Genomic DNA, 23030 nt, shown 5'->3' on the forward strand with positions numbered 1-23030 from the left:
ATGTGTGAAGCAATAAAACACGGAACGGAAATAATAAAAGGTGAATTAGCGCAGGTTATTGGCTCCACAAAGCGCATAAAAAAGCCGCGTCAGTGACGCGGCTCATATTTCGTGGTTTGACCTCTAACGTAGTGCCTGACAGATGGCTTCTCCCACCTGTTGCGTGGTGGCGCAGCCTTTCATATCCGGTGTTTTCGGGCCACTGGCAATAACGTGCTCAATTGCCGCCAGAATACCGTCGTGGGCAGCCTTATAGTTGGCATCACCGTTGCCAAGGAAGTCCAGCATCATGGCGCCAGCCCAGATAGTGGCAATCGGGTTGGCGATGTTTTTTCCGTAAATATCGGGAGCCGAACCATGTACTGGCTCGAACAGGGACGGGAAGGTGCGTTCCGGGTTTAAGTTGGCAGAAGGTGCGATGCCAATCGTCCCGGTACAGGCCGGACCCAGATCGGAGAGGATGTCGCCGAACAGGTTGGAAGCAACCACAACGTCAAAGCGCTCCGGCTGCATCACAAAGCGGGCGCACAGTATATCGATATGCTGTTTATCCCAACGGATCTCAGGATAGTTAGCCGCCATTGCTTCAACACGCTCGTCCCAGTAAGGCATGCTGATGGCCAGACCATTGGATTTGGTCGCCGAGGTCAGGGTTTTGCGCGGGCGGTTTTGCGCCAGCTCGAAAGCGTAACGCAATATACGATCCACGCCGCGACGGGTGAAGACCGGTAATGACTCCAACTTATTGATAGTGTTTTATGTTCAGATAATGCCCGATGACTTTGTCATGCAGCTCCACCGATTTTGAGAACGACAGCGACTTCCGTCCCAGCCTTGCCAGGTGCTGCCTCAGATTCAGGTTATGCCGCTCAATGCGCTGAGTGTAACGCTTGCTGATAACGTGCAGCTTTCCCTTCAGGCGGGATTCATACAGCGGCCAGCCATCCGTCATCCATACCACGACCTCAAAGGCCGACAGCAGGCTCAGAAGACGCTCCAGTGTGGCCAGAGTGCGTTCACCGAATACGTGCGCCACAACCGTCTTCCGGAGCCTGTCATACGCGTAAAACAGCCAGCGCTGGCGCGATTTAGCCCCGACGTATCCCCACTGTTCGTCCATTTCCGCGCAGACGATGACGTCACTGCCCGGCTGTATGCGCGAGGTTACCGACTGCGGCCTGAGTTTTTTAAATGGCGGAAAATCGTGTTGAGGCCAACGCCCATAATGCGGGCGGTTGCCCGGCATCCAACGCCATTCATGGCCATATCAATGATTTTCTGGTGCGTACCGGGTTGAGAAGCGGTGTAAGTGAACTGCAGTTGCCATGTTTTACGGCAGTGAGAGCAGAGATAGCGCTGATGTCCGGCGGTGCTTTTGCCGTTACGCACCACCCCGTCAGTAGCTGAACAGGAGGGACAGCTGATAGAAACAGAAGCCACTGGAGCACCTCAAAAACACCATCATACACTAAATCAGTAAGTTGGCAGCATCACCTGAAGACCGACTCCTGGATAACCACCTCGTGTTCCGTCCCTTCACTCACGCGTCCGCCGAGAGAAGAGTATTCTCCCTCGGTGTTCTCGCGTACGACGTAGAAATCAATGTCGCCTGGCTGTTTGCCCGCCAGTGGGCAAGGGACTCCCGGGAACAGGCGTACCGGACGCAGGTTGACGTACTGGTCGAATTCGCGGCGAAACTTAAGCAGCGAGCCCCATAAAGAGATGTGGTCCGGTACGGTGTCCGGCCAGCCAACGGCGCCAAAATAGATAGCATCAAAGGATTGCAACTGCTCATGCCAGTCATCCGGCATCATTTTACCGTGATGGGTGTAGTACTCGCAGCTCGCCCATTCCATTTGCTCAAAGCTGAGCGACAACCCCCAACGCTCGGCGGCTGCCTGTAACACATGAATGCCTTCAGGCAGCACTTCTTTACCAATGCCATCTCCGGGGATAGCGGCAATACGACAGGTTTTCTTCATAGCAGCTCTCACTTGTACGCCATCAAAATTGACTTTCCCCTTATCCTATAATTGACTGATTAATAGTTAATCCCCCTAACTGGTGAAACATAAAACACAGATCATGAATAATCTGCCGCTGCTAAATGATTTACGCGTCTTTATGCTGGTTGCCCGTCGGGCAGGATTTGCCGCCGTTGCCGAGGAACTGGGTGTATCACCGGCTTTTATCAGTAAGCGAGTAGCCCTGCTGGAGCAGACGCTGAACGTGGTGCTGCTGCACCGGACAACGCGGCGTGTAACCATCACGGAAGAGGGGGAGCGGATCTACGAATGGGCGCAGCGGATCCTGCAGGATGTCGATCAGATGATGGACGAGTTGTCTGATGCCAGGCAGATCCCGCAGGGGATGCTACGCATTATTAGTAGCTTTGGTTTTGGCCGTCGGGTGGTGGCTCCGGCGCTGTCTGCGCTGGCAAAAGCGTACCCGCAGTTAGAACTGAGGTTCGATGTTGAAGACCGCCTGGTGGATATGGTGAATGAGGGCGTCGATCTTGATATTCGTATCGGGGATGATATCGCGCCGAACCTGATTGCCCGCAAGCTGGCGACTAACTACCGTATTCTGTGCGCTTCGCCGGAATTTGTGGCGCAGCACGGGACGCCGAAGCAACTCAACGATCTCTCCACTTTTCCTTGTCTGGTTATCAAAGAGCGCGACCATCCGTTTGGCATCTGGCAAATGCGTAATAAAGAGGGCGCTCACTCAATTAAAGTTACGGGGCCTCTGTCGTCTAATCATGGCGAAGTGGTACATCAGTGGTGTCTTGATGGGCAGGGAATTGCCCTGCGTTCGTGGTGGGACGTTTGCGACAACATTGCCGGTGGACATCTGGTACACGTATTACCCGAGTATTATCAACCAGCAAATATATGGGCGGTTTATGTTTCTCGGCTGGCGACGTCGGCAAAAATCCGTATTACGGTTGAGTATTTGCGCCGCTATTTTGCCGAAAACTATCCAAAGTTTACTTTGGAATAAATCCGCAACAGCTGGCAAGAAACTGAAAATAAAAAAGGCAGAATAATCTGCCTTTTTTGCAACTATAACTCACTGAGCAAAGCCGTTATTTAGACTCTTCAGCTTCAGGTAATGTCACGTTAAGTTCGAGGATAGAAATATCGCCGTCTTTTTGTTCAAGCTGTACGGTGACCATTTCGGGATCAATTTGTACATACTTGCAGATAACCTCGAGAATATCTTTCCTCAGTTGCGGTAAATAATGTGGCTCGGCGTCACTACGACGACGTTCCGCAACAATAATCTGCAGTCGCTCTTTAGCGATGTTCGCTGTGCTCTTTTTCCGCGAGAGAAAAAAATCCAGTAATGCCATAACTTATCCTCCGAACAGGCGTTTGAGGAAACCTTTCTTCTCTTCTTCAATGAAGCGGAAAGGACGTTCTTCTCCCAACAGACGGTCTACGGTATCAGCATAGGCTTTACCGGCATCAGCATTGATGTCGAGAATAACCGGCTCACCCTGGTTAGACGCGCGCAGGACTGACTGATCTTCAGGAATCACGCCAACCAGCTTGATTCGCAGAATTTCCAGTACGTCTTCCATGCTCAGCATGTCACCTTTATTTACGCGGCCAGGGTTGTAGCGCGTCAGCAACAAATGCTCTTTAATCGGATCCTCACCGTTTTCCGCACGACGAGATTTCGACGCCAGAATACCCAGAATACGGTCAGAGTCACGTACAGAGGAGACTTCCGGGTTAGTGGTGATAATCGCTTCATCGGCAAAATACAGGGCCATCAGCGCGCCGGTTTCAATACCCGCTGGGGAGTCGCAGACGATGAAATCGAATTCCATCGTTTTCAGGTCGTCCAGAACTTTCGCGACGCCTTCACGCGTCAGCGCGTCTTTATCGCGAGTCTGTGAGGCCGGAAGAATAAAGAGATTTTCGGTACGCTTATCTTTGATTAACGCCTGATTTAACGACGCATCGCCCTGAATAACGTTGACGAAGTCGTAAACGACGCGGCGTTCACAACCCATAATCAGATCGAGGTTACGCAGGCCGATATCAAAATCAATAACGACAGTTTTCTTTCCCTTCTGGGCCAAACCTGTAGCGATGGCCGCGCTGGAGGTGGTTTTGCCAACGCCCCCTTTACCCGAAGTAACAACAATAATGCGTGCCATAGAAATTCCTTGTTAAAAAGGGATCAATTCAACGGTTGAACTGTCAAAGCGTTCTCTGCTAATTGCAGACGGGCCGCTTTGCCATAAAATTCTGCTGGGATTTTATCACTCAGCCAATAAACACCTGCGATAGACACCAGTTCTGCCGTCAGATGGGTACAAAAAATTTGCGCTTCACGATCGCCGCTTGCACCTGCCAGCGCACGGCCTCTCATCATTCCATAAACATGAATATTGCCATCAGCGATAAGCTCTGCGCCCGCACTGACGTGGCTTGTAACAATCAGATCACATTGTGGAGCATAAATGCGCTGACCGGAACGAACCGGCACATTTATTAATCGTGTTTTTGTGATGGGAGTAACGTTTTGCGGCGGAGCGACGGGAGCCGGGACCTCAACAGGCGCAGGACGAATAGCTTTTTCTTTACCTTCAGTCAGTAAAGGAAGACCCATTTCGTCGATTTCTGCCTTTAGTCTGGCGTCTTTGCATCCGCTAACGCCAATAATGCGCAATCCGGTAGACGCGACAACTTTCTGCAGCGCTGACCAGTTTACCGGGCTTTCAAGACCACTCACGTTAACCACCACGGGAGCATGTTTTAAAAAAGCCGGTGCCTGCGCGATTTTGTCTTCCAACGCCTGACGAATAACCTCGGGTTCTGCTTCATGTAAATGAACCACTGATAAGGTGAAGCTACTGCCTTTAAGCTCGATTGGCGTGTTTGACATCCTGGCCTTACTCAATTTGCTATTTATCATCCCCAGCGCGGGGTGATATTCCGAAGACTATAAGGCATGTTATAGTCAGTATTATATTGAGGCAAGCCACCATTCCGTGAATTCAGAGTAAAAGATATGTTTTGTGTGATCTACCGAAGCAGCAAACGTGACCAGACCTATTTATATGTCGAAAAAAAAGACGATTTCTCGCGCGTTCCTGAAGAACTGATGAGAGGATTTGGTCAGCCGACGCTGGCAATGATGTTACCGCTTGATGGGCGTAAAAAATTAGTTAATGCCGATCTTGAAAAAGTAAAACAGGCCCTGACTGAGCAGGGCTATTATTTACAAATACCCCCGCCGCCAGAAGATTTACTTAAACAGCATCTGGCAGCGGCAAAACAAAATACACCAGACGCTAAACGTTAAACTGCATCCGGCAGCAGCACGTTCCATCGATGCAGTACCTGAAATCTATGACTACGTTAGGGGAAAGTAATGTATCAACATCACAACTGGCATGGTGCTCTGCTGGATTATCCGGTGAGTAAGGTGGTTTGCGTAGGGAGTAACTATGCCAACCATATTAAAGAGATGGGCGGAACCACCCCGGAAGAACCGGTTCTGTTTATTAAACCGGAAACCGCGCTGTGCGATTTGCGCCAGCCGCTGGTGATCCCATCTGATATGGGGTCTGTCCACCATGAAGTTGAGCTGGCTGTGCTGATCGGCGCGACCCTGCGGCAAGCGACAGAAGATCATGTGCGCAAAGCCATTGCCGGTTATGGTGTCGCGCTGGATCTGACCCTGCGCGATATTCAGGGCAAAATGAAGAAGGCGGGGCAGCCATGGGAAAAAGCGAAGGGTTTTGATAACTCTTGCCCGCTGTCTGGATTTATTCCGGTGGCGGAATTTAATGGCGATCCGCAGGATACGATGCTTGGATTAACGGTCAACGGTGAAACTCGCCAGCACGGCTCCACGGCGGACATGATCCATCACATCGTTCCCTTGATTGCTTATATGAGCCGTTTCTTTACCCTCAAAGCGGGCGATGTGGTGCTAACGGGAACGCCAGCAGGCGTGGGACCTTTAAGCAGCGGCGACGAACTGGCCATCAGTTTTCACGGTCAAACGCTAACAACCCGCGTGCTGTAATCTCTGCTTGCCGCCTTTTCGGGCGGCAAAACTTGCATCAGCGTGCCAGACTGGTTATAAGGTGCAGCTTTATTGCAATAGCGGAAACCCTGATGAGCGACATACCTTTCTGGCAAAGTAAAACCCTTGATGAAATGACCGATGCCGAGTGGGAGTCATTATGTGACGGGTGCGGTCAATGCTGCCTGCATAAGCTGATGGATGAAGACACTGACGAAATCTACTTTACCAACGTCGCCTGTCGTCAGCTCAACATTAAAACCTGCCAGTGTCGTAATTACGAACGTCGATTCGAGTACGAGCCTGACTGCATCAAACTGACGCGTGATAATCTGCCGACTTTTGAATGGTTGCCGATGACCTGCGCCTATCGTCTGCTCGCAGAAGGAAAAGGGCTGCCGGAGTGGCACCCGTTGCTGACAGGATCAAAAGCGGCGATGCACGGTGAACGTATCTCAGTTCGTCATATTGCGGTGAAAGAATCGGAAGTGCGTGACTGGCAGGATCATATCCTGAACAAACCTTCATGGGCGGACTGAGCCGCCCATCGATTAGCAGGCGTTAAGGGTTAAGACTTTTTCGCCTGATACATCTCATCGGAGTGGTTGTCATCTTCCACCCAGAAGTTAATGTTGAATTGCGCATCGTCGCTTAATTCAACGCGATGCCAGTACTGCGGTGGGCTGGTTGCGAACTGACCGGCATTAATCACCACTTTCACTTCAGGTTCTTTTGCGTCTTCATTGGCAAAGCCATAATACGTTACCGTACCTTCCATTACGCAGAGCTGTCCAAACACGCCTGCTGCGGTGTTATGGTGAGAAAGAAGTGCTGCCGGGACGTTGTCTTTGGTAAAGAAGGGAGTAGAGCGTTTTACTTTCCAGTTTGCCGGGATGCGTAAATGGGACATCAGACATCTCCTTGGTGTGGCATCTATAAGATGCATTTAATATACATCTTATAGATGCCAGCAGGCAATGAATTTAAGGCAAAAAAAACGCTCCCGAAGGAGCGTCTCTGTTAGCGACCGAAGAGGTCACGTTTTTTCGGTTTAAACGGCTGTGCTATGACTACCAGCACGGCGACCACCAGGTAAGCGGCGAAGATCCCCAACAGCCACTGTGGCATTTCCAGGGTTAAAAAAGACCACTGGCGTTCAGCACAGTCACCGGATGCTAAAAACACCTGCGGCAGCCATTTGTCCAGCGGCAGCCAGCTCGGGAAGCGTGCTGCAAAATCACAGGTCATAAACGGTGATGGGTGCAACTGAATCATGGTGTGCTCATAAGCTAACTGCAGCCCGCGCCAGGCACTGTAAATCCAGATAATCATCGCCACATAGCGCAGCGGCGTTTTTGGTGCGATAGCCCCCACCAGCCCCGCGCCCATCACGCCAAATAATGCGCTACGTTCGTAAATACACAACACGCAAGGTTTTAGCAGCATGACGTGCTGGAACCACAGCGCGACAAGCTCCAGCGCAAAGGCGGTTAACGCCAACAATAACCATGCACCACGACCTCGGGAGCACTGGTTTAAAAATCGCAACATAATAATTTCCCTGCAACATGCGTAGAGAGCGCAGTTTAAACCAATTCAATTTATGCGCCACTAGCAGGAATTGAAAATTTGAGTAATCGGATAATTATCATGCAAAAAGTCAAACCGGGCAGTGATTTGCCCGGTAAATTGTTATGAAAGTGTAGCTAACCAGCCCGCCTGGGTCATCCACTCAGTCACCGGAACAAGCGTGAACTCGACGCATATCAGACCAACCAGCGTCAGGACGAGAGTATAAGGCAGAGCCATCCACACCATGCGGCCATAAGAGAGTCGAATCAATGGTGCCAGCGCGGAGGTCAGCAGGAACAGGAATGCCGCCTGGCCGTTTGGTGTAGCAACGGAAGGCAGGTTAGTCCCGGTATTGATCGCCACCGCTAACAGCTCAAATTGGTTAAGGCTGATGGTCCCATGTTCCAACGCGGCTTTGGCTTCGTTAATGTAGATGGTGCCGACAAACACGTTATCCGAGATTGAAGACAGCAGACCGTTAAAGAGGTAGAACAGCGTCAGTTGAGCATGTTCAGAAGACTGCAAAACAAACTGAATAATCGGTGAAAAGAGCTGTTGATCGATAATCACCGCAACGATAGAGAAGAACACGGTCAGCAGGGCGGTGAAAGGCAGCGACTCGGTAAACGCTTTACCAATCGCGTGTTCGTCAGTAACGCCGGTCAACGACGTGGCCAGGATAATGACGGACAGACCGATTAATCCGACTTCCGCCAGATGCAGGGCCAGGGCAACCACCAGCCAGATACCGATAATCGCCTGGACAATCAGTTTGATTTTTTCCTGACGAGTACGCTGCTGACGGCTTTGATCGTCAAACTGTTGCAGGACATCGCGGACGGTCTCCGGCAGCGTTTCGCCATAGCCAAACCAGCGCAATTTCTCAACCAGCATGCAGGTTAACAGGCCGCAAATCAGCACCGGGACGGTGACCGGCGACATGCGCAGGAAAAAGTCACCAAAATGCCAGCCAGCCGCTTTGGCGATAATCAGGTTTTGCGGTTCGCCGACCATAGTCATTACGCCGCCTAACGCCGTACCGACACCCGCATGCATCATCAGGCTGCGTAGAAAACCACGGAACTGCTCCAGTACGACCTTATTGTGCTGATCGATATGGCTGTCATCGAGCATATTGTTGTCTTCCGTGCGGGAAGAGGCGAAACGATGGTAGATACCATAAAAACCAACCGCTACGCTGATTACCACGGCAACGACGGTCAGCGCATCCAGGAATGCAGAAAGGAAGGCGGCGGCAACGCAAAATGCCAGCGACAGCAGCATCTTGGAGCGAATCGTAAGCAGTAGGCGGGTGAAAATAAACAGCAGCAACTGCTTCATAAAGTAGATGCCAGCCACCATAAACATCAGCAGCAATAGCACCTCAAGGTTAGCGGCAACCTCTTCACGCACATGTGTGGCACTGGTCATGCCGATGATGACCGCCTCGATGGCTAGCAGCCCGCCTGGTAGCAGCGGGTAACATTTTAACGCCATCGCCAGCGTAAAAATGAACTCGGCCACCAACAGCCAGCCCGCAATAAAGGGATTGATGAAAAATATAACCGGGTTAACGACTAAGAATACGAGTAGTGCAAGTTTGTACCAGTCAGGTGATTGACCTAAAAAATTGCGCCACATAGCGCGGCCCCATGATAGCTCCATGGTGATTTCCCTACCTTTAAAAATGAAATCATGTTTTTATGTTTGACCGCAAAGCTTAGCGGGAGGAGGGAGTACAGGCAAGCTATTCACGCGACGGACAAGGCTGGCTGTGCTTCAGCGTAATCTGGAAAATGAAGCCTTGATCCACTTTTTCTTCATTGCGTCAGCTATCAGCCATGTAGCCCGTCTGGTATGATAACTGTAACTATGTTTTGCTGTGTAATGGAATTATCACTATGGTCATTAAGGCGCAAAGCCCGGCTGGGTTCGCGGAAGAGTACATCATTGAAAGTATCTGGAATAACCGCTTCCCACCTGGCACTATTTTGCCTGCTGAACGTGAACTCTCTGAACTGATTGGAGTGACACGTACCACGTTACGCGAGGTATTACAGCGTCTGGCGCGGGACGGCTGGTTGACCATTCAACACGGCAAGCCGACGAAGGTGAATAACTTCTGGGAAACCTCCGGGCTAAATATCCTTGAAACGCTGGCGCGTCTCGATCACGAGAGCGTGCCGCAGCTTATTGATAATCTGCTGTCCGTGCGTACCAACATCTCGACGATCTTTGTTCGTACCGCGTTTCGCCAGCATCCTGATAAAGCACAGGAGGTTCTGGCAACGGCAAATCAGGTGGCCGACCATGCTGATGCGTTCGCCGATCTGGACTATAACATTTTCCGCGGTCTGGCATTTGCCTCTGGCAATCCGATTTACGGTTTGATCCTCAATGGAATGAAGGGATTATATACCCGCATTGGCCGCCATTATTTCGCCAATCCGGAAGCCCGCGCGCTGGCGCTGAGCTTTTACCGTAAGCTGTCAGAACTTTGTGATCAGGGTGCTCATGAGCAGGTATATGAAACGGTGCGTCGCTATGGTCACGACAGCGGCGAAATTTGGCATCGTATGCAGAAAAACCTGCCGGGCGATTTAGCTATTCAGGGGCGCTAATCGCAGCTTATCCGGCCTACGAAATGCTTTGTAGGCCGGATAAGACGTTTTCGCGTCGCCATCCGGCAATAAGATTTACAGACCGTTCATCCTCGACGGGCAACGCTCCAGCAGTTCCACACTGCCGTCTTCATTCTGCTGCTCCAGCATCACGTCAAAACCCCAGAGCCGGTGCACATGCTTGAGCACCTCTTTGCGTCCTTTATCCAGCGGAGCGCGGTTATGCGGAATATAGCGCAAGGTGAGCGAGCGGTCGCCGCGCAGATCGACATTCCAGATTTGAATATTCGGCTCAAGGTTGCTCAGGTTATATTGCGACGACAGCCTGTTGCGGATCTCACGATATCCTTCCTCGTTGTGAATCGCGGAAATCTCCAGATAATTATGACGATCGTCATCCAGCACGGTGAACAGGCGGAAATCACGCATAACCTTCGGTGACAGGAACTGGCTGATGAAGCTCTCATCTTTGAAATCGCGCATCGCGAAATGCAGGGTTTCCAGCCAGTCAGAACCCGCTATATCCGGGAACCAGTATTTGTCCTCTTCGGTAGGCGACTGACAAATTCGTTTAATATCCTGGAACATGGCAAAACCCAGAGCATAGGGATTTATCCCGCTATACCACGGGCTGTTGTACGGCGGCTGGAACACCACATTGGTATGGCTATGTAAAAACTCCAGCATAAACCGTTCGGTGACTTTACCTTCGTCATAAAGGTGATTAAGGATGGTGTAATGCCAGAAAGTGGCCCACCCTTCGTTCATCACCTGGGTCTGTTTCTGCGGATAAAAATACTGGCTGACCTTGCGCACAATGCGCAGCACTTCGCGTTGCCAGGATTCCAGCAGCGGGGCGTTCTTCTCCATGAAGTACAGCAGGTTCTCCTGCGGTTCAGAAGGATAACGTCGGGCTTCTGCAACGGTTTTCTCTTCTTCTTTCTTCGGCAGCGTACGCCACAACATATTTACCTGGCTTTGCAGATACTCTTCACGGCTTTTCTGTCGGGCTTTCTCTTCCTGTAGGGAGATTTTTTGCGGGCGTTTGTAACGATCCACGCCGTAGTTCATCAGCGCGTGACAGGAGTCGAGGAGCTTTTCGACTTCATCCACGCCGTAACGCTCTTCACACTGGGTAATATAGTTTCGCGCGAAGATCAGGTAATCAACGATGGAGCTGGCATCCGTCCAGCTACGGAACAAATAGTTGTTTTTAAAGAAGGAGTTATGTCCGTAGCAGGCATGCGCCATCACCAACGCCTGCATGGTGATGGTGTTCTCCTCCATCAGATACGCGATACACGGATTGGAGTTGATAACAATCTCATAGGCCAGCCCCTGCTGACCATGCTTATACAAACGCTCGGTTTCAATAAATTTTTTACCAAACGACCAGTGCGGATAGTTGATTGGCATCCCGACGCTGGAGTAAGCGTCCATCATTTGTTCGGAGGTGATCACCTCGATTTGGTGCGGGTAGGTATCCAGTCTGTAGAGTTTCGCCACGCGGTCTATTTCCGCCAGATAGACATCCAGCAGATCAAACGTCCAGTCGGGTCCATCGCTTAACCGTGTGCTGTCCTTGTTCATGGAATCAATCGTAGCCATTCGCGCACCCTCATTGTTGGCGGCACTCTCTGTCTGGAGTACCTCATTTCAAGCATAGATCATGGTGTTAAAAAACGTGCTGCGGCTGAATTTTTTTCTTTGCGATTTCTTGTTAGCGAGGCGTCGAAAAACGGTATGGCCGCAAAATTTTATGCTGGATAAAAATAACGCACAGCAGGAGATACCAAAGCAGGGAGTTCCCCGCCATCACCGCCATATGTGAGATAAGTCACCATAAAAAAGCCATATGTTGAATAATATTTTCAACTGAGTTATCAAGATGTAATTAGATGATTGTTCTTTTACTGTTAACGGAGTGGCTATGCGAGTTGTCATACTGGGAAGTGGTGTCGTTGGCGTGACCAGCGCCTGGTACTTAAGTCAGGCTGGACACGAAGTCACCGTCATTGATCGTGAGCCCGGTCCGGCACTGGAAACCAGTGCGGCGAACGCGGGGCAAATCTCTCCAGGTTATGCAGCACCCTGGGCGGCGCCAGGCGTACCGCTTAAAGCAATTAAATGGATGTTTCAGCGCCATGCGCCGCTGGCCGTTCGCCTCGACGGGACGCAGTTCCAGTTGAAATGGATGTGGCAGATGCTACGCAACTGCGACACCAGCCATTACATGGAAAACAAGGGCCGGATGGTGCGACTGGCGGAATACAGCCGTGATTGCCTGAAAGCGCTACGCGCCTCTACCGGTATCGAGTACGAAGGACGCCAGGGTGGAACGTTGCAACTGTTCCGTACCGCTCAACAGTATGAGAACGCGACCCGCGACATCGCCGTCCTCGAAGACGCCGGCGTGCCGTATCAGCTCCTGGAAGCAAGCCGCCTGGCGGAAGTTGAACCGGCGCTGGCGGAAGTGGCACACAAGCTGACCGGTGGTCTGCGTTTACCGAATGACGAAACGGGTGACTGCCAGCTGTTTACCCAGCGTCTGGCGCTGATGGCGGAGCAGGCGGGTGTGAAATTTCGCTTTAATACTCCGGTCGATAAGCTGTTGAGCGATGGTGAGCAGATTTATGGCGTTCAGTGTGGCGAGGAGATAGTCAAAGCCGATGCCTATGTAATGGCGTTCGGCTCGTACTCTACGGCGATGCTGAAGGGGATCGTTGATATTCCGGTCTATCCGCTCAAAGGCTATTCATTGACCATTCCGGTGGCGCAAGATGACGGCGCGCCGGTTTCAACGATCCTTGATGAAACCTACAAAATCGCCATTACCCGCTTTGATAACCGTATTCGCGTTGGCGGCATGGCGGAGATTGTCGGCTTCAATACGGAATTGCTGCAACCCCGCCGTGAAACGCTGGAGATGGTCGTTCGCGATCTCTTCCCACGCGGTGGGCATGTGGAGCAGGCAACCTTCTGGACCGGGCTGCGTCCGATGACGCCGGACGGTACGCCAGTGATCGGGCGAACGCGCTTTAAGAATCTACTGCTTAATACCGGCCACGGCACGCTGGGCTGGACCATGGCCTGCGGTTCGGGTCAGTTGCTGAGCGACATTCTGTCTGGCCGCACACCAGCCATTCCTTACGACGATCTGAGCGTGGCGCGTTACAGCCCGGGGTTTACCCCATCTCGTCCACGGCATTTACATGGCGCACATAACTGATAAGGACGTGAGATGACTCGCCCGATACTGGCCAGCATTGACCTGCAGGCGTTGAAACAAAACCTGACCATTACCCGCCAGGCCGCGCCGGACGCCCGCGTCTGGTCGGTGGTGAAAGCCAATGCATACGGACACGGCATTGAACGTGTCTGGAATGCGCTGGGCACAACCGACGGTTTTGCCATGCTCAATCTTGAAGAAGCGATAACCCTGCGTGAGCGCGGGTGGAAAGGCCCGATACTCATGCTGGAGGGATTTTTCCACGCCGAAGACCTGATGGTGTATGACAAATATCGTCTGACCACTTGTGTACACAGTAACTGGCAATTAAAAGCGCTGCAGAATGCGCGCCTCAACGCGCCGCTGGATGTTTACCTGAAGGTGAACAGCGGCATGAACCGACTGGGTTTTTTACCGGAAAGAGTATCAACGGTCTGGCAACAGCTGCGGGCAATGCCCAACGTCGGTGAAATGACGCTGATGTCCCACTTTGCAGATGCGGAGCACCCGGAAGGTATTCAGGAAGCTATGGCGCGGATTGCACAGGCGACAGAAGGGCTGGAGTGCAGACGGTCGCTGTCCAATTCGGCCGCCACGCTGTGGCACCCTGAAGCACATTATGACTGGGTGCGCCCGGGCATTATTTTGTATGGTGCATCACCTTCGGGACAGTGGCGGGACATCGCCAATACTGGCCTGAAACCGGTCATGACCCTGAGCAGCGAGATAATCGGCATACAGACGCTGAAAGCAGGAGACCGGGTGGGCTACGGGGGACGCTATACCGCCAGTGGCGAGCAGCGTATTGGCATTGTGGCGACCGGGTATGCAGACGGTTATCCGCGCCATGCGCCAAGCGGAACGCCGGTGCTGGTGGACGGCGTACGCACTACAACGGTGGGGACGGTCTCAATGGATATGCTGGCGGTAGATCTGACACCGTGTCCGCAGGCGGGGATCGGGACGCCGGTAGAGCTGTGGGGCAAAGAGATTAAAATTGACGATGTGGCCAGCGCAGCGGGTACGGTGGGCTACGAGTTGATGTGTTCTCTGGCGCTGCGCGTGCCGGTTGTGACGGTGTAACGTATATGAAGCCGGATGTCGACGCTGATGCGCTTCATCCGGCTCCACCGTTTATGCGACGCAGAGCGCAAACCGGGCAAAGCGCTGCCGCCGCCCGGCAAAAAGCATCAACGCGCCTCATCCTCATCTTCAGCAACGCGAACACCGACCTTCAGCACCGCATTATCTTCTTTCTCAGCAACCGTCCAGATCATGCCAGCAAATTCGACCTGGTCACCGACGACCGGCGCGGCGCCAAGCAGATGCTGGACAATTTCACCCAGCGTTTGCTGTTTATCACGATACTCTGTGCCATCTTCCAGGCCATAAATCAGTGCCACATCGGCATATTTTGCGCTGGCCTCGAGAATAAAATCACCGAAGAAGCGCTGGTCTAACGACACCGGCGGCGACTGGCTGAACAGCTTGCCGAGAGCAGGGAGATCGCGCTCGCGGCCAATGACGCACAGAACATCGCCTTCACGCAGCCGCGTACTGCCGGATGGGTGAAACAGCACGTTGTCCCGAAACAGGGCGGCAATTCGCGTCTCTTCCGGCATATGCAGGTCACGCAATGCGGCTCCTACACACCACTTATCCGCGCTGAGCTGATAAACAAACTGCTCCCAGGGGTTTTCCGGGTGAATATCCAGACCAATGCGCGAAACGGGCCAGCCGACGGGAGGAACCACCACTTTGGCTTTTTTGGCGGCCCAGGAAAGCGACGTTCCCTGAAACAGCAGCGAGATCAGAACCACGAAGAACGCGACGTTAAAGAACAGGCGCGCATTCTCCAGACCCGCCATCATTGGGAACACGGCGAGGATGATGGGGACTGCACCGCGCAGGCCCACCCAACTGATGAAAATGCGCTCGCGCAGATTGAAGCCACGAAACGGCAGCAGTCCGGCGAAGACCGAAAGCGGACGGGCAATGAATATCATCCATGCAGACAAAATCAGCGCAGGGATCGCGATAGGCAGCAGGTCGGACGGCGTAACCAGCAGTCCCAGCACCAGGAACATGGCGATTTGCGCCAGCCATGCCAGACCGTCGAAGTTTTGCAGAATGCCAAATCGGTTGCGGATGGGGCGATTACCCAGCAGGAAACCACACAGATAGACCGCCAGAATACCGCTGCCTTCCAGTGCAGTGGTCAGGGCAAAAATCAGTATCCCACCGCTTAAGGCCAGTAGCGGATAAAGCCCGGCAGGCAGTGAAATGCGGTTAATCATTTGCTGAAGCAGGTAGCCCCCACCGAGGCCCAGTATGATCCCTAAGCCGAACTGCTGGATAATATGCACCGCAAACATCCAGCTTAATCCAGTCTCGTGATTTTGAATCATGGCGATAAGCGTGATGGTTAAAAACACCGCCATCGGGTCATTACTCCCGGATTCAATTTCCAGCGTAGAGCCAACACGTTCGTTAAGCCCCTTGCCGCCGAGCAGGGAAAAAACCGCCGCGGCATCGGTTGAACCGACAATCGCGCCAATCAGGAGTCCTTCAATAAGATCCAGATGAAACAGCCACGCGGCCATCATGCCGGTGAGTCCGGAGGTAATCAGCACCCCGACGGTCGCCAGCGACAGCGCCGGGCCTAACGCGACACGAAATGAGCTGGCCTGGGTGCGCATCCCGCCGTCGAGCAGGATAACCGCCAGCGCCAGGTTACTCACCATATAGGCGAAAGGGTAGTTATCGAAAGGAATACCGCCCACGCCGTCGACTCCCGCTAACATACCGATAGCGAGAAATATCACCAGAATAGGGATACCAAGACGTGATGAGAATGAACTGAGTAAGATACTGCAGGTGACGAGTACGGAACCCAAAATAAAAAGGCTAATTATTGCTGCGGCATCCAACGTTCGGTTACTCCTGAATTACGCTGTTTCGTATTTATAAACCCTAACATAATAACGACAGAAACAGCGTTTTACTTAGCCCTGTTAACCGCTTTTTTTACGATTTAAGTACCGGATGCCCACTTAAGGTGAGCTGAGCGCCGTTTTTATCATTTTTCAGTACCGCTCTTGCCCCCAACGGCAAGGTGACGGTGCGTTGTTCATGACCAAAATCGAGGCCGTCGATCACCGGAACCGATAACCTGGCGCGTAGAAAATCACAAACTGAGTCAAGACTGTAACCCGCGTCGTAATCATTAGGTGCGCTGCCGCTAAAACTGCCGAGGATAATGGCGTTTTGTCGGGCCAGTATTCCTGCGTGATACAGTTGCAGCAGCATGCGTTCAATGCGAAAAGGATGCTCGTTAATGTCTTCCAGCACCAAAATGCCGTTTTCGATAGCGGGCATCCACGGCGTGCCCATCAGAGAAATGAGCATCGCCAGATTTCCGCCCCATAGCGTACCTTCGGTCGCACATGCCGGACCGTTACCTTGCCACTCGAGGGTAAATTGGGCATTGCGAACAGCCTGCCAGAAATGGTGCTCGGTAAATGCGTTCATCTCCTCGGCGCCAAAGTTAGCCGCCAGCATCGGGCCGCTGAAGCTAATCACATTCCCCTGCGCCAGCAGACCACACTGGATCGCGGTAAAATCGCTGTGTCCGCACAGCAGCAGCGGGTTGTGTTGCTGACGGTTCGCCAGCGCCTGCCAGTCAATCTCTGCCAGTAAACGGCTCGCGCCATAGCCGCCGCGTACTGCCATCACAATGGTATCGGGCGTGTTCAGATTTACGAGCGCGTTCACATCAGCAAGCCGTTCTGCTTCTGTACCCGCAAAACGCTGGCAGCGGCGCGCAATGACCGCTGAATTGTCGACCTGATGACCGGCCTCAGTAAGACGCGCCAGCCCGCGTAAGGCAGCCTGCTGGTTGATACAGTAGCCCGACGGGGCAATTAAGTGAAACCGGGACATGGCATTTCCTTGCTACAACTAAAACCAAATGTATATCATGCCGCGTAGGTATGTCGTTGTCACCTCAGCGACAGGTTCCGGCTATAAGGATAGATGACGTGAAATTGAGATGGTTTGCTTTTTTGGTTGTATTACTTGCGGGCTGTAGTTCAAAACAGGATTACAAAAATTCGCCGTGGAATGCTGAAGTTCCGGTTAAACGCGCAATGCAATGGATGCCGATCAGCGAAAAAGCCGGTGCGGCCTGGGGTGTCAGTCCACAATTGATTACCGCTATCATCGCCATTGAATCAGGTGGAAACCCGAATGCGGTCAGTAAGTCTAATGCGATTGGCCTGATGCAGTTAAAAGCCTCTACGTCAGGGCGTGATGTTTATCGTCGCATGGGGTGGAGTGGCGAGCCGTCGACCAGCGAGCTGAAAAATCCTGAGCGCAATATCTCGATGGGGGCCGCATACCTGAGCATTCTTGAGACCGGGCCGCTGGCCGGGATCGAAGATCCGCAGGTGATGCAATATGCGCTGGTGGTATCGTACGCCAACGGTGCGGGCGCGCTGCTGCGAACGTTCTCCTCTGACAGGAAAAAAGCCATTAATAAGATAAACGATCTCAGCCCGGATGAATTTATTGAACATGTTGCGGATAATCATCCGGCGCCGCAGGCTCCGCGCTATATCTGGAAGCTTCAACAAGCGCTGGATGTGATGTAATTCAGGTGATGCTAATCGCGCACCTTATTCGACTTTTCCCGGGCCTCGCGCTCGAGGGAAAAAATAATCCGCTGTAGGTTACGCTCCACCGCCGGGCCGACGTTGAGAAAACGAAAGCTCAGGCGGGGAGTGGTAATTGTTTCGTTTTTCCCGTCGATAACTTTGCGTTCGCTAATGGAAATTAGCTGGGCGTCCACCTGATACACTCCCCATTGCTCCATGTTCAGTTCAACCTGTGAAAAGCGCATGCCTTCTACCAGTCCCTCTGGTTTTGCCGTTTCTAACAGCCCGCCCATACCGCCAAGAGACAAATCGAATAAGCGAAAACACAGCGTGCTGTTATCCGGCATTTTTACCGTGCAGCGATAGGGGGGATGCAGTGGAGCACCGATACGGAAATATTCCCGACGCTGGACGAACCACAGAGATGGCGGCAATGATGAGATAAATGCGGGTAGCCGCTGGTATTCGCCTTTTTTCAGCTGTGGCAGGGTGAACTCCACTTTGGCTCCCTGCGTTTCGGCGATAATCTTTATCTGACTGGCCCGCTGCACGGCCTGGTTTTCATATTCCTGACTACCAAAATCCATGATCAGTTCGTCCGGGCTGACCGCCAGTATTTTGCTGATGAACTGGCCACCTGACCAGGAAATACGCAGCGGAACCTGCTGCGAATTTAAGTCCCGGAGTACGCCTAACACCGCTAACGGATTTTGCTTCAGGAACTGCTCATTGTAGTTACTCACACCTAATGACTCCTGGATGCCTGGTTTATCGTTGGATTATCGGCATCAATCAACGGAACTTAATACAAATGGATGAAATTTTTTACCAAACCCAATGAATTAAGTCTGAGGGAAAAAGCACGTAGCGATGGCTTGCCTATACTTAACGTGCTGGCGCAAGAATGTCTTGCGCGTGCGTTCACTGGAAAGAGGGCCTGGAAATGGGAATTATTACCTGGATTATTTTTGGTCTGATTGCGGGGGTTATCGCCAAACTGATTATGCCGGGGCGCGATGGCGGTGGATTTATCCTGACCTGCATTCTCGGTATTATCGGTGCGGTGGTCGGTGGATGGCTGGCTACGATGTTCGGTATCGGCGGCGATATCAGCGGGTTTAATCTCCACAGCTTCCTGGTGGCCGTGGTCGGCGCGATTGTTGTGCTGGGTGTCTTTCGGCTTGTACGACGAGATTAATCGAACGGCCCCTGACGGGGCCGTTTTTCTGCATTGTTAAGTCAGAACTGATACTCAATGCCCGCCCAGTAATTACGCCCCTCTTCAATAAATCCTTCACTGTAAACGTACTGCGTATCGAACAGGTTATTGACCGAAGCGTTAACGCTAAACCCGTGGCCAATGGCGTAATCAGCGCGCAAATGGGTAATGGCGAAACCAGCGGCTTTCTGCGAGCCGTCGGTATTGCTATAGCTTGACGAACGGGCCTCTTCGGACAGCGTAATGCTGAGTGGCTCCCACGGTTTCAGCGTCATCCAGGCGGTCAGGGTTTGCGTCGGCAGATCGGTAATCTTACCGATATCGCTGCGTTTGGCGTCCGCATGAATAAGGCCGTAGCTCAGCCCGACGTCCAGCATATTAAAAACTTTACCTTTAACGCCTGCATCCAGGCCGGTGTAATCCACCCGACCACTGTTCTGATTCTGGATGGTATCGGCATCAATATTGTGCGAAAGAATCGCGTCGCTGATGCGGTTGTAATACACGCTGGCTTCGAATCCCCAGTTCTGGCTAAGTGAACCATTCCATGTCAGGTCCACGCTGCGGGCGCGCTCCGGTTTAAGCTGTGGATTGACCAGGGCTACCTGGTTATAGGCCGGTTTCGAGGTCGTGTAGCGTTCTTTTAACGTTGGGAAACGCGTTCTGTCAGAGTAAGACAGCGCTAATGTGTCTGAATTTTCAAAGTGGTATTTGGTCATCACCTGCCAGTTAAAGGCCGACTGATTGTTGTCATCGTAGTGCGTGACGCTGCCGTTTTTCTCGTGCTTCATACCTTCCAGACTGTCTCGCCAGTCATAGCTTATTCCCGCCACCACATCGACATTATCCGCCGCAGCCCACTGGTATTCACTGGCCACGGACCAGGTGCGGTCTTCGTAGCGGTCGTAAGCCGCATTCGGTGCGCCTTTCTCGCGGTGAACATCGTCCTTCCAGTTCACGGCGAAAGAGAGCAGATCGTTTTCTCGCATATCCGCAGCGAGCTGCAGGCCAGCCCCATCGCTATAGTCCGAATAATGGCTGTAGCTGCCTTTCTTATTTTTCAGATCGGCCAGCGAGTTGTACATCATCAACGTATTTTCAAAGGTGTCGCGATACAGACGGCTTTTCAGAGTAAAACGGTCGCCCAGATGCGTGGTTCCCTGATAGTAATAGCTCTCTTTATCGTATTGTGGCCATTGCCAGTAGCGTGATTTCTGGCTGCTGGTTCCGGCGTACGGTGGATTATCTTTTTCACCGTCCTGATTTATATAGGTCAGCACATATTCATCATCTCCACGAGGGGTAAAGCCCAGCTTCACGATGCCACGCTTGTCATCAGCGGAAGAGTTGATCATCTTGCCGTGACTGCCCGCAACCGGGTTGTCCACGCCATGCGGTAATCCAAGAAAATCCTGCTTCAACTGACTGCCGCTGAGCTGGATATAGCCGAGATCGTTACTGGCGCCAAATGAAGCGTGCATATCGTGGGCGTTGTCTTTGCTGCGACTCCAGCCCTGGCGATAGCCAATGCTGCCTTCAAGCGGTTTGGTCGGTTTTTTTGTAGTGATATTGATGGCACCGCCCATCTGGTTTGGCCCCTGCAACAGAGACGAGTAGCCTTTGGAGACTTCAACCGAAGCGATATCGGATGTCAGAAAACGGCCTAAATCGAGGTTGCCGTCATAGGGGATGTACACCGGCACGCCGTCAAAAAAGACGGGAACCTGACGGCTGTCAAATCCGCGCACTTTTACCTGTTGCTCGTTGCGGTTGCCTGACTTTTGCAGCACGACGCCGGGGACGACGCTCAGCGCCTGCGCCACGTTCTGTTTATCCAGCTGTTGTATCGTTTCCTGGCCGAGAACCGTGGTGGTTGCCGCGGAGACCGGACTAGACCAGACGGTCATGTTTTCGCTTTCCTGCCCAGCAAAAGCACTGTGCGCGAAAGCAAACGACAGGGCTGTGTAAAGACAACTTTTGTTGAAATTCATTATTTTTAGTCCATTTTTTGATGTTATAGGCCACGTGCGTCCGGGCTCAGGCTCACTTTGATATCCGCAGGTGGAGCGTAGTAAGGCGCGGAAGTGATAAAGAGTCTGATACCGCAGTCGAGATAACCCGCCAGCGAGGCGAGGGTAATGCCGCCGGTCAGTGCCAGCGTGCAATGGGGGGCCAGAGCAGGGGCCTGACGGGCAATTTCTGCCGCCTGCTCGGGGGTAAATTTGTCGAGTTGTAGGACATCAGGGGCGGCGCGTAGGGCGGCCAATGCCTCATCTGGCGTATCCGCTTCGACCACGATCTTTTTTTCTGGCGCATGGCTGCGTAAGCGCGCAATCGCGCCTGTCCAGTCGTTTGGGTTGGTAAGAAAACGGCGGTGATTAGCAAACAGCAGTACCGTTTCGGCGCATCCTCCCCGATGGATAATGCCCCCGGCGGCAAGTATTGCCTGAGTCGCCAGTAAACGCGTACCGGGAATGGCTTTGCGGGTGCAGGCAATCTGCCCATCGGGATAGCGTTGATGCAGCATGCTCAGCATCTCGACGAGATAGCCCGACACGCCGCAGCTCCACTCCAGTACATTTTGTACCGCTTTCCAGCCCTGGTGCAGCGCCGCCGCCGGTCCGTGTGCGCGAATCAGTCGCTGTCCGGCGTTCGCCCGTTCGCCATCAGACAAAATATCGGTGACGGTTAATCCCAATGACGTCAGCATTTGTCTGGCAACAGCGGTACCGCTAACGCATCCGCCCTGGCGATGGTTAAACTCGATGACGCCTGGTTGGGCGCCGATACCCAGCGCGCGGGTGGTCAGATCGCCGCCCTGAATATCTTCCAGCAGCAGCGCGTCAGTTTGCGCCTGCGAAAAGTAGATCATCGCAGCGCCTCCCGCGGGATGCTGTCCCACCAGATAAGCGCCCAGTCACGGCTGGCGGGGGCAATAGCGCGTGGATCCTGCTGTTGATACCAGTTTTCCAGACGTTCGACCTCGTCGGCGCTCAGTTCACCCATACTCCAGCGCACGTTTTCCAGAAAACGCGTCCAGGTGCTGTTGTCCTGCTGACAGTTGGGACCGCGGATAAAATCAACATGCGCGTGGATCCCCATCTGATACAGAACATTAAGCGCATAGATATAGTTGGGCAGTTCAATCACTTCGCGGCCAAGTGCGCGCTGAATGGTGGGAGAAACGAAAGATGAACTGACAAGGTGGGTGGTATAAACCCGCAGCCGGGCCTGATTATTCAGCTTGCTCATTGCCTGGCGCATATCGGCAACCAGCGTGGAGCGCGAGGCGACGGCGATATCGCACTGGGGTAAATCATCCCAGTGCTCTTCCCAGGCTCGTTGCACCCATTGTACGTGACGGGCGTTCATTTGTGCGGCGCGGCGGGCAGCTACGCTCAGCATTCCCTGGCTGTAATCTACGCCGTAAATTATTGGCATTTTTTTAGCCAGCGCCAGCGAGACTGTACCGGGGCCGCAACCCATATCAAACAGCGACTCTGCACCTTGCAGGTCGATTTTCCCCAGCAGTTGCAGCAGATAGCTGTCGGTTAATGAGGCGCAATTCTCCGCCATTTTTTCCGCACGTTTGTCCCAGTGCTCCGGCTTTTTCTCGGTTCTGTTCGCCAACTGTAATTGCTTACGGTAAAGATCGGCAAAATCAATGTCGTCAATGAGCATGA

At 52.7% G+C, this 23030-nt stretch carries 23 protein-coding genes and 3 pseudogenes; 10 read left to right on the top strand and 16 right to left on the bottom strand.

Annotated features, from left to right (window positions below; translation table 11 throughout):
* Positions 1-123: 123 nt before the first annotated feature.
* From O6D90_RS10130 to O6D90_RS10140, 3 genes and pseudogenes are all read right to left on the bottom strand, one after another.
* Positions 124-726, bottom strand: a pseudogene (locus tag O6D90_RS10130) (isocitrate/isopropylmalate family dehydrogenase); the annotation flags it as partial.
* Between the two features lie 16 nt (positions 727-742).
* Positions 743-1440, bottom strand: a protein-coding gene (locus tag O6D90_RS10135) for an IS1 family transposase (RefSeq protein ID WP_151884388.1) whose coding sequence is annotated in 2 segments (ribosomal slippage) — positions 743-1191 and positions 1191-1440 — 699 coding nt in all. Because the reading frame shifts where the segments join, the coding sequence is not laid out codon by codon here.
* Between the two features lie 56 nt (positions 1441-1496).
* Positions 1497-1982: pseudogene (locus O6D90_RS10140) on the bottom strand (isocitrate/isopropylmalate family dehydrogenase); the annotation flags it as partial.
* A gap of 103 nt (positions 1983-2085) precedes the next feature.
* Here O6D90_RS10140 and O6D90_RS10145 point away from each other — a divergent pair.
* The gene (locus O6D90_RS10145) at positions 2086-3003 is read left to right on the top strand and encodes a LysR family transcriptional regulator (RefSeq protein WP_016153377.1); all 918 of its coding nucleotides are present in this window, start codon (positions 2086-2088) and stop codon (positions 3001-3003) included.
* 85 nt (positions 3004-3088) lie between these two features.
* Here O6D90_RS10145 and minE read toward each other — a convergent pair whose 3' ends face one another.
* From minE to minC, 3 genes are read right to left on the bottom strand one after another with little or no spacing between them, the layout of a single operon-like run.
* Complete coding sequence (gene minE, locus O6D90_RS10150; protein WP_001185666.1) at positions 3089-3355, bottom strand: cell division topological specificity factor MinE; 267 nt, start codon at positions 3353-3355, stop codon at positions 3089-3091.
* A 3-nt stretch (positions 3356-3358) separates the two neighbouring features.
* Positions 3359-4171 (bottom strand): septum site-determining protein MinD, encoded by an 813-nt coding sequence (minD, locus tag O6D90_RS10155; RefSeq protein ID WP_003020956.1) that lies wholly within the window; start codon positions 4169-4171, stop codon positions 3359-3361.
* Between the two features lie 23 nt (positions 4172-4194).
* Complete coding sequence (minC, locus tag O6D90_RS10160; RefSeq protein ID WP_016153376.1) at positions 4195-4902, bottom strand: septum site-determining protein MinC; 708 nt, start codon at positions 4900-4902, stop codon at positions 4195-4197.
* A 126-nt stretch (positions 4903-5028) separates the two neighbouring features.
* Between minC and O6D90_RS10165 the strand changes: the two genes are divergently transcribed.
* The 3 genes from O6D90_RS10165 to O6D90_RS10175 all read left to right on the top strand — a co-directional run bounded on the left by O6D90_RS10165 (position 5029) and on the right by O6D90_RS10175 (position 6590).
* On the top strand, positions 5029-5322 hold the full coding sequence (locus O6D90_RS10165; RefSeq protein WP_016153375.1) for a YcgL domain-containing protein: 294 nt from the start codon (positions 5029-5031) through the stop codon (positions 5320-5322).
* 69 nt (positions 5323-5391) lie between these two features.
* Positions 5392-6051 (top strand): fumarylacetoacetate hydrolase family protein, encoded by a 660-nt coding sequence (locus O6D90_RS10170; RefSeq protein WP_016156786.1) that lies wholly within the window; start codon positions 5392-5394, stop codon positions 6049-6051.
* Between the two features lie 92 nt (positions 6052-6143).
* Positions 6144-6590 (top strand): YcgN family cysteine cluster protein, encoded by a 447-nt coding sequence (locus tag O6D90_RS10175; protein ID WP_016153373.1) that lies wholly within the window; start codon positions 6144-6146, stop codon positions 6588-6590.
* A gap of 29 nt (positions 6591-6619) precedes the next feature.
* On the opposite strand, the gene O6D90_RS10180 is transcribed toward O6D90_RS10175, so the two are convergent.
* The 3 genes from O6D90_RS10180 to nhaB all read right to left on the bottom strand — a co-directional run bounded on the left by O6D90_RS10180 (position 6620) and on the right by nhaB (position 9288).
* Positions 6620-6961, bottom strand: a complete 342-nt coding sequence (locus tag O6D90_RS10180; RefSeq protein WP_016153372.1) for a DUF1971 domain-containing protein — start codon at positions 6959-6961, stop codon at positions 6620-6622.
* A 110-nt stretch (positions 6962-7071) separates the two neighbouring features.
* Complete coding sequence (dsbB, locus tag O6D90_RS10185) at positions 7072-7602, bottom strand: disulfide bond formation protein DsbB (RefSeq protein ID WP_003844060.1); 531 nt, start codon at positions 7600-7602, stop codon at positions 7072-7074.
* Positions 7603-7743: 141 nt separating this feature from the next.
* Positions 7744-9288, bottom strand: a complete 1545-nt coding sequence (gene nhaB / locus O6D90_RS10190) for a Na(+)/H(+) antiporter NhaB (RefSeq protein WP_016156785.1) — start codon at positions 9286-9288, stop codon at positions 7744-7746.
* 236 nt (positions 9289-9524) lie between these two features.
* On the opposite strand from nhaB, the gene fadR reads away from it, so the two are divergent.
* Positions 9525-10244 (top strand): fatty acid metabolism transcriptional regulator FadR, encoded by a 720-nt coding sequence (fadR, locus tag O6D90_RS10195; RefSeq protein WP_016153370.1) that lies wholly within the window; start codon positions 9525-9527, stop codon positions 10242-10244.
* Positions 10245-10319: 75 nt separating this feature from the next.
* On the opposite strand, the gene O6D90_RS10200 is transcribed toward fadR, so the two are convergent.
* Positions 10320-11852, bottom strand: a complete 1533-nt coding sequence (locus O6D90_RS10200; protein ID WP_016156784.1) for a SpoVR family protein — start codon at positions 11850-11852, stop codon at positions 10320-10322.
* Positions 11853-12174: 322 nt separating this feature from the next.
* On the opposite strand from O6D90_RS10200, the gene O6D90_RS10205 reads away from it, so the two are divergent.
* The 3 genes and pseudogenes from O6D90_RS10205 to O6D90_RS26345 form a co-directional block, all read left to right on the top strand.
* Positions 12175-13473: a D-amino acid dehydrogenase gene (locus O6D90_RS10205; RefSeq protein WP_016156783.1), complete on the top strand. Its 1299-nt coding sequence runs from the start codon at positions 12175-12177 to the stop codon at positions 13471-13473.
* Positions 13474-13485: 12 nt separating this feature from the next.
* Positions 13486-14556, top strand: a complete 1071-nt coding sequence (gene dadX / locus O6D90_RS10210; RefSeq protein WP_016156782.1) for a catabolic alanine racemase DadX — start codon at positions 13486-13488, stop codon at positions 14554-14556.
* Between the two features lie 5 nt (positions 14557-14561).
* Positions 14562-14726: pseudogene (locus O6D90_RS26345) on the top strand (hypothetical protein); the annotation flags it as partial.
* Here the strand turns inward: O6D90_RS26345 and O6D90_RS10215 are convergent.
* Both O6D90_RS10215 and ldcA read right to left on the bottom strand, forming a co-directional pair.
* Complete coding sequence (locus O6D90_RS10215; RefSeq protein ID WP_016153367.1) at positions 14664-16403, bottom strand: potassium/proton antiporter; 1740 nt, start codon at positions 16401-16403, stop codon at positions 14664-14666. The pseudogene O6D90_RS26345 and the gene O6D90_RS10215 sit on opposite strands and share 63 nt — an antisense overlap.
* Positions 16404-16500: 97 nt before the next feature.
* Positions 16501-17415, bottom strand: coding sequence for a muramoyltetrapeptide carboxypeptidase (gene ldcA, locus O6D90_RS10220; protein ID WP_016156781.1), 915 nt, complete (start codon positions 17413-17415; stop codon positions 16501-16503).
* Positions 17416-17513: 98 nt separating this feature from the next.
* Here ldcA and emtA point away from each other — a divergent pair, with 98 nt between their 5' ends.
* Complete coding sequence (gene emtA, locus O6D90_RS10225) at positions 17514-18125, top strand: membrane-bound lytic murein transglycosylase EmtA (protein WP_016156780.1); 612 nt, start codon at positions 17514-17516, stop codon at positions 18123-18125.
* 11 nt (positions 18126-18136) lie between these two features.
* Here emtA and ycgR read toward each other — a convergent pair whose 3' ends face one another.
* Positions 18137-18871 carry a flagellar brake protein YcgR gene (gene ycgR, locus O6D90_RS10230; protein WP_016156779.1) on the bottom strand — a complete coding sequence of 245 codons (735 nt, stop codon included), beginning with the start codon at positions 18869-18871 and terminating at the stop codon, positions 18137-18139.
* Between the two features lie 200 nt (positions 18872-19071).
* Between ycgR and O6D90_RS10235 the strand changes: the two genes are divergently transcribed.
* Positions 19072-19326, top strand: coding sequence for a GlsB/YeaQ/YmgE family stress response membrane protein (locus O6D90_RS10235; protein WP_016153363.1), 255 nt, complete (start codon positions 19072-19074; stop codon positions 19324-19326).
* A gap of 41 nt (positions 19327-19367) precedes the next feature.
* Here O6D90_RS10235 and O6D90_RS10240 read toward each other — a convergent pair whose 3' ends face one another.
* From O6D90_RS10240 to O6D90_RS10250, 3 genes are read right to left on the bottom strand one after another with little or no spacing between them, the layout of a single operon-like run.
* Positions 19368-21338 (bottom strand): TonB-dependent receptor plug domain-containing protein, encoded by a 1971-nt coding sequence (locus tag O6D90_RS10240; protein ID WP_016156778.1) that lies wholly within the window; start codon positions 21336-21338, stop codon positions 19368-19370.
* A gap of 23 nt (positions 21339-21361) precedes the next feature.
* On the bottom strand, positions 21362-22219 hold the full coding sequence (gene modD / locus O6D90_RS10245; RefSeq protein WP_016156777.1) for a ModD protein: 858 nt from the start codon (positions 22217-22219) through the stop codon (positions 21362-21364).
* On the bottom strand, positions 22216-23028 hold the full coding sequence (locus tag O6D90_RS10250) for a class I SAM-dependent methyltransferase (RefSeq protein ID WP_016156776.1): 813 nt from the start codon (positions 23026-23028) through the stop codon (positions 22216-22218). The genes modD and O6D90_RS10250 overlap by 4 nt, the downstream gene beginning before the upstream one ends.
* Positions 23029-23030: the final 2 nt, after the last annotated feature.

Origin of the sequence: Citrobacter sp. 21OH12SH02A-Citro, from assembly GCF_027919895.1 — a bacterium.
Lineage (GTDB): Bacteria > Pseudomonadota > Gammaproteobacteria > Enterobacterales > Enterobacteriaceae > Citrobacter > Citrobacter braakii.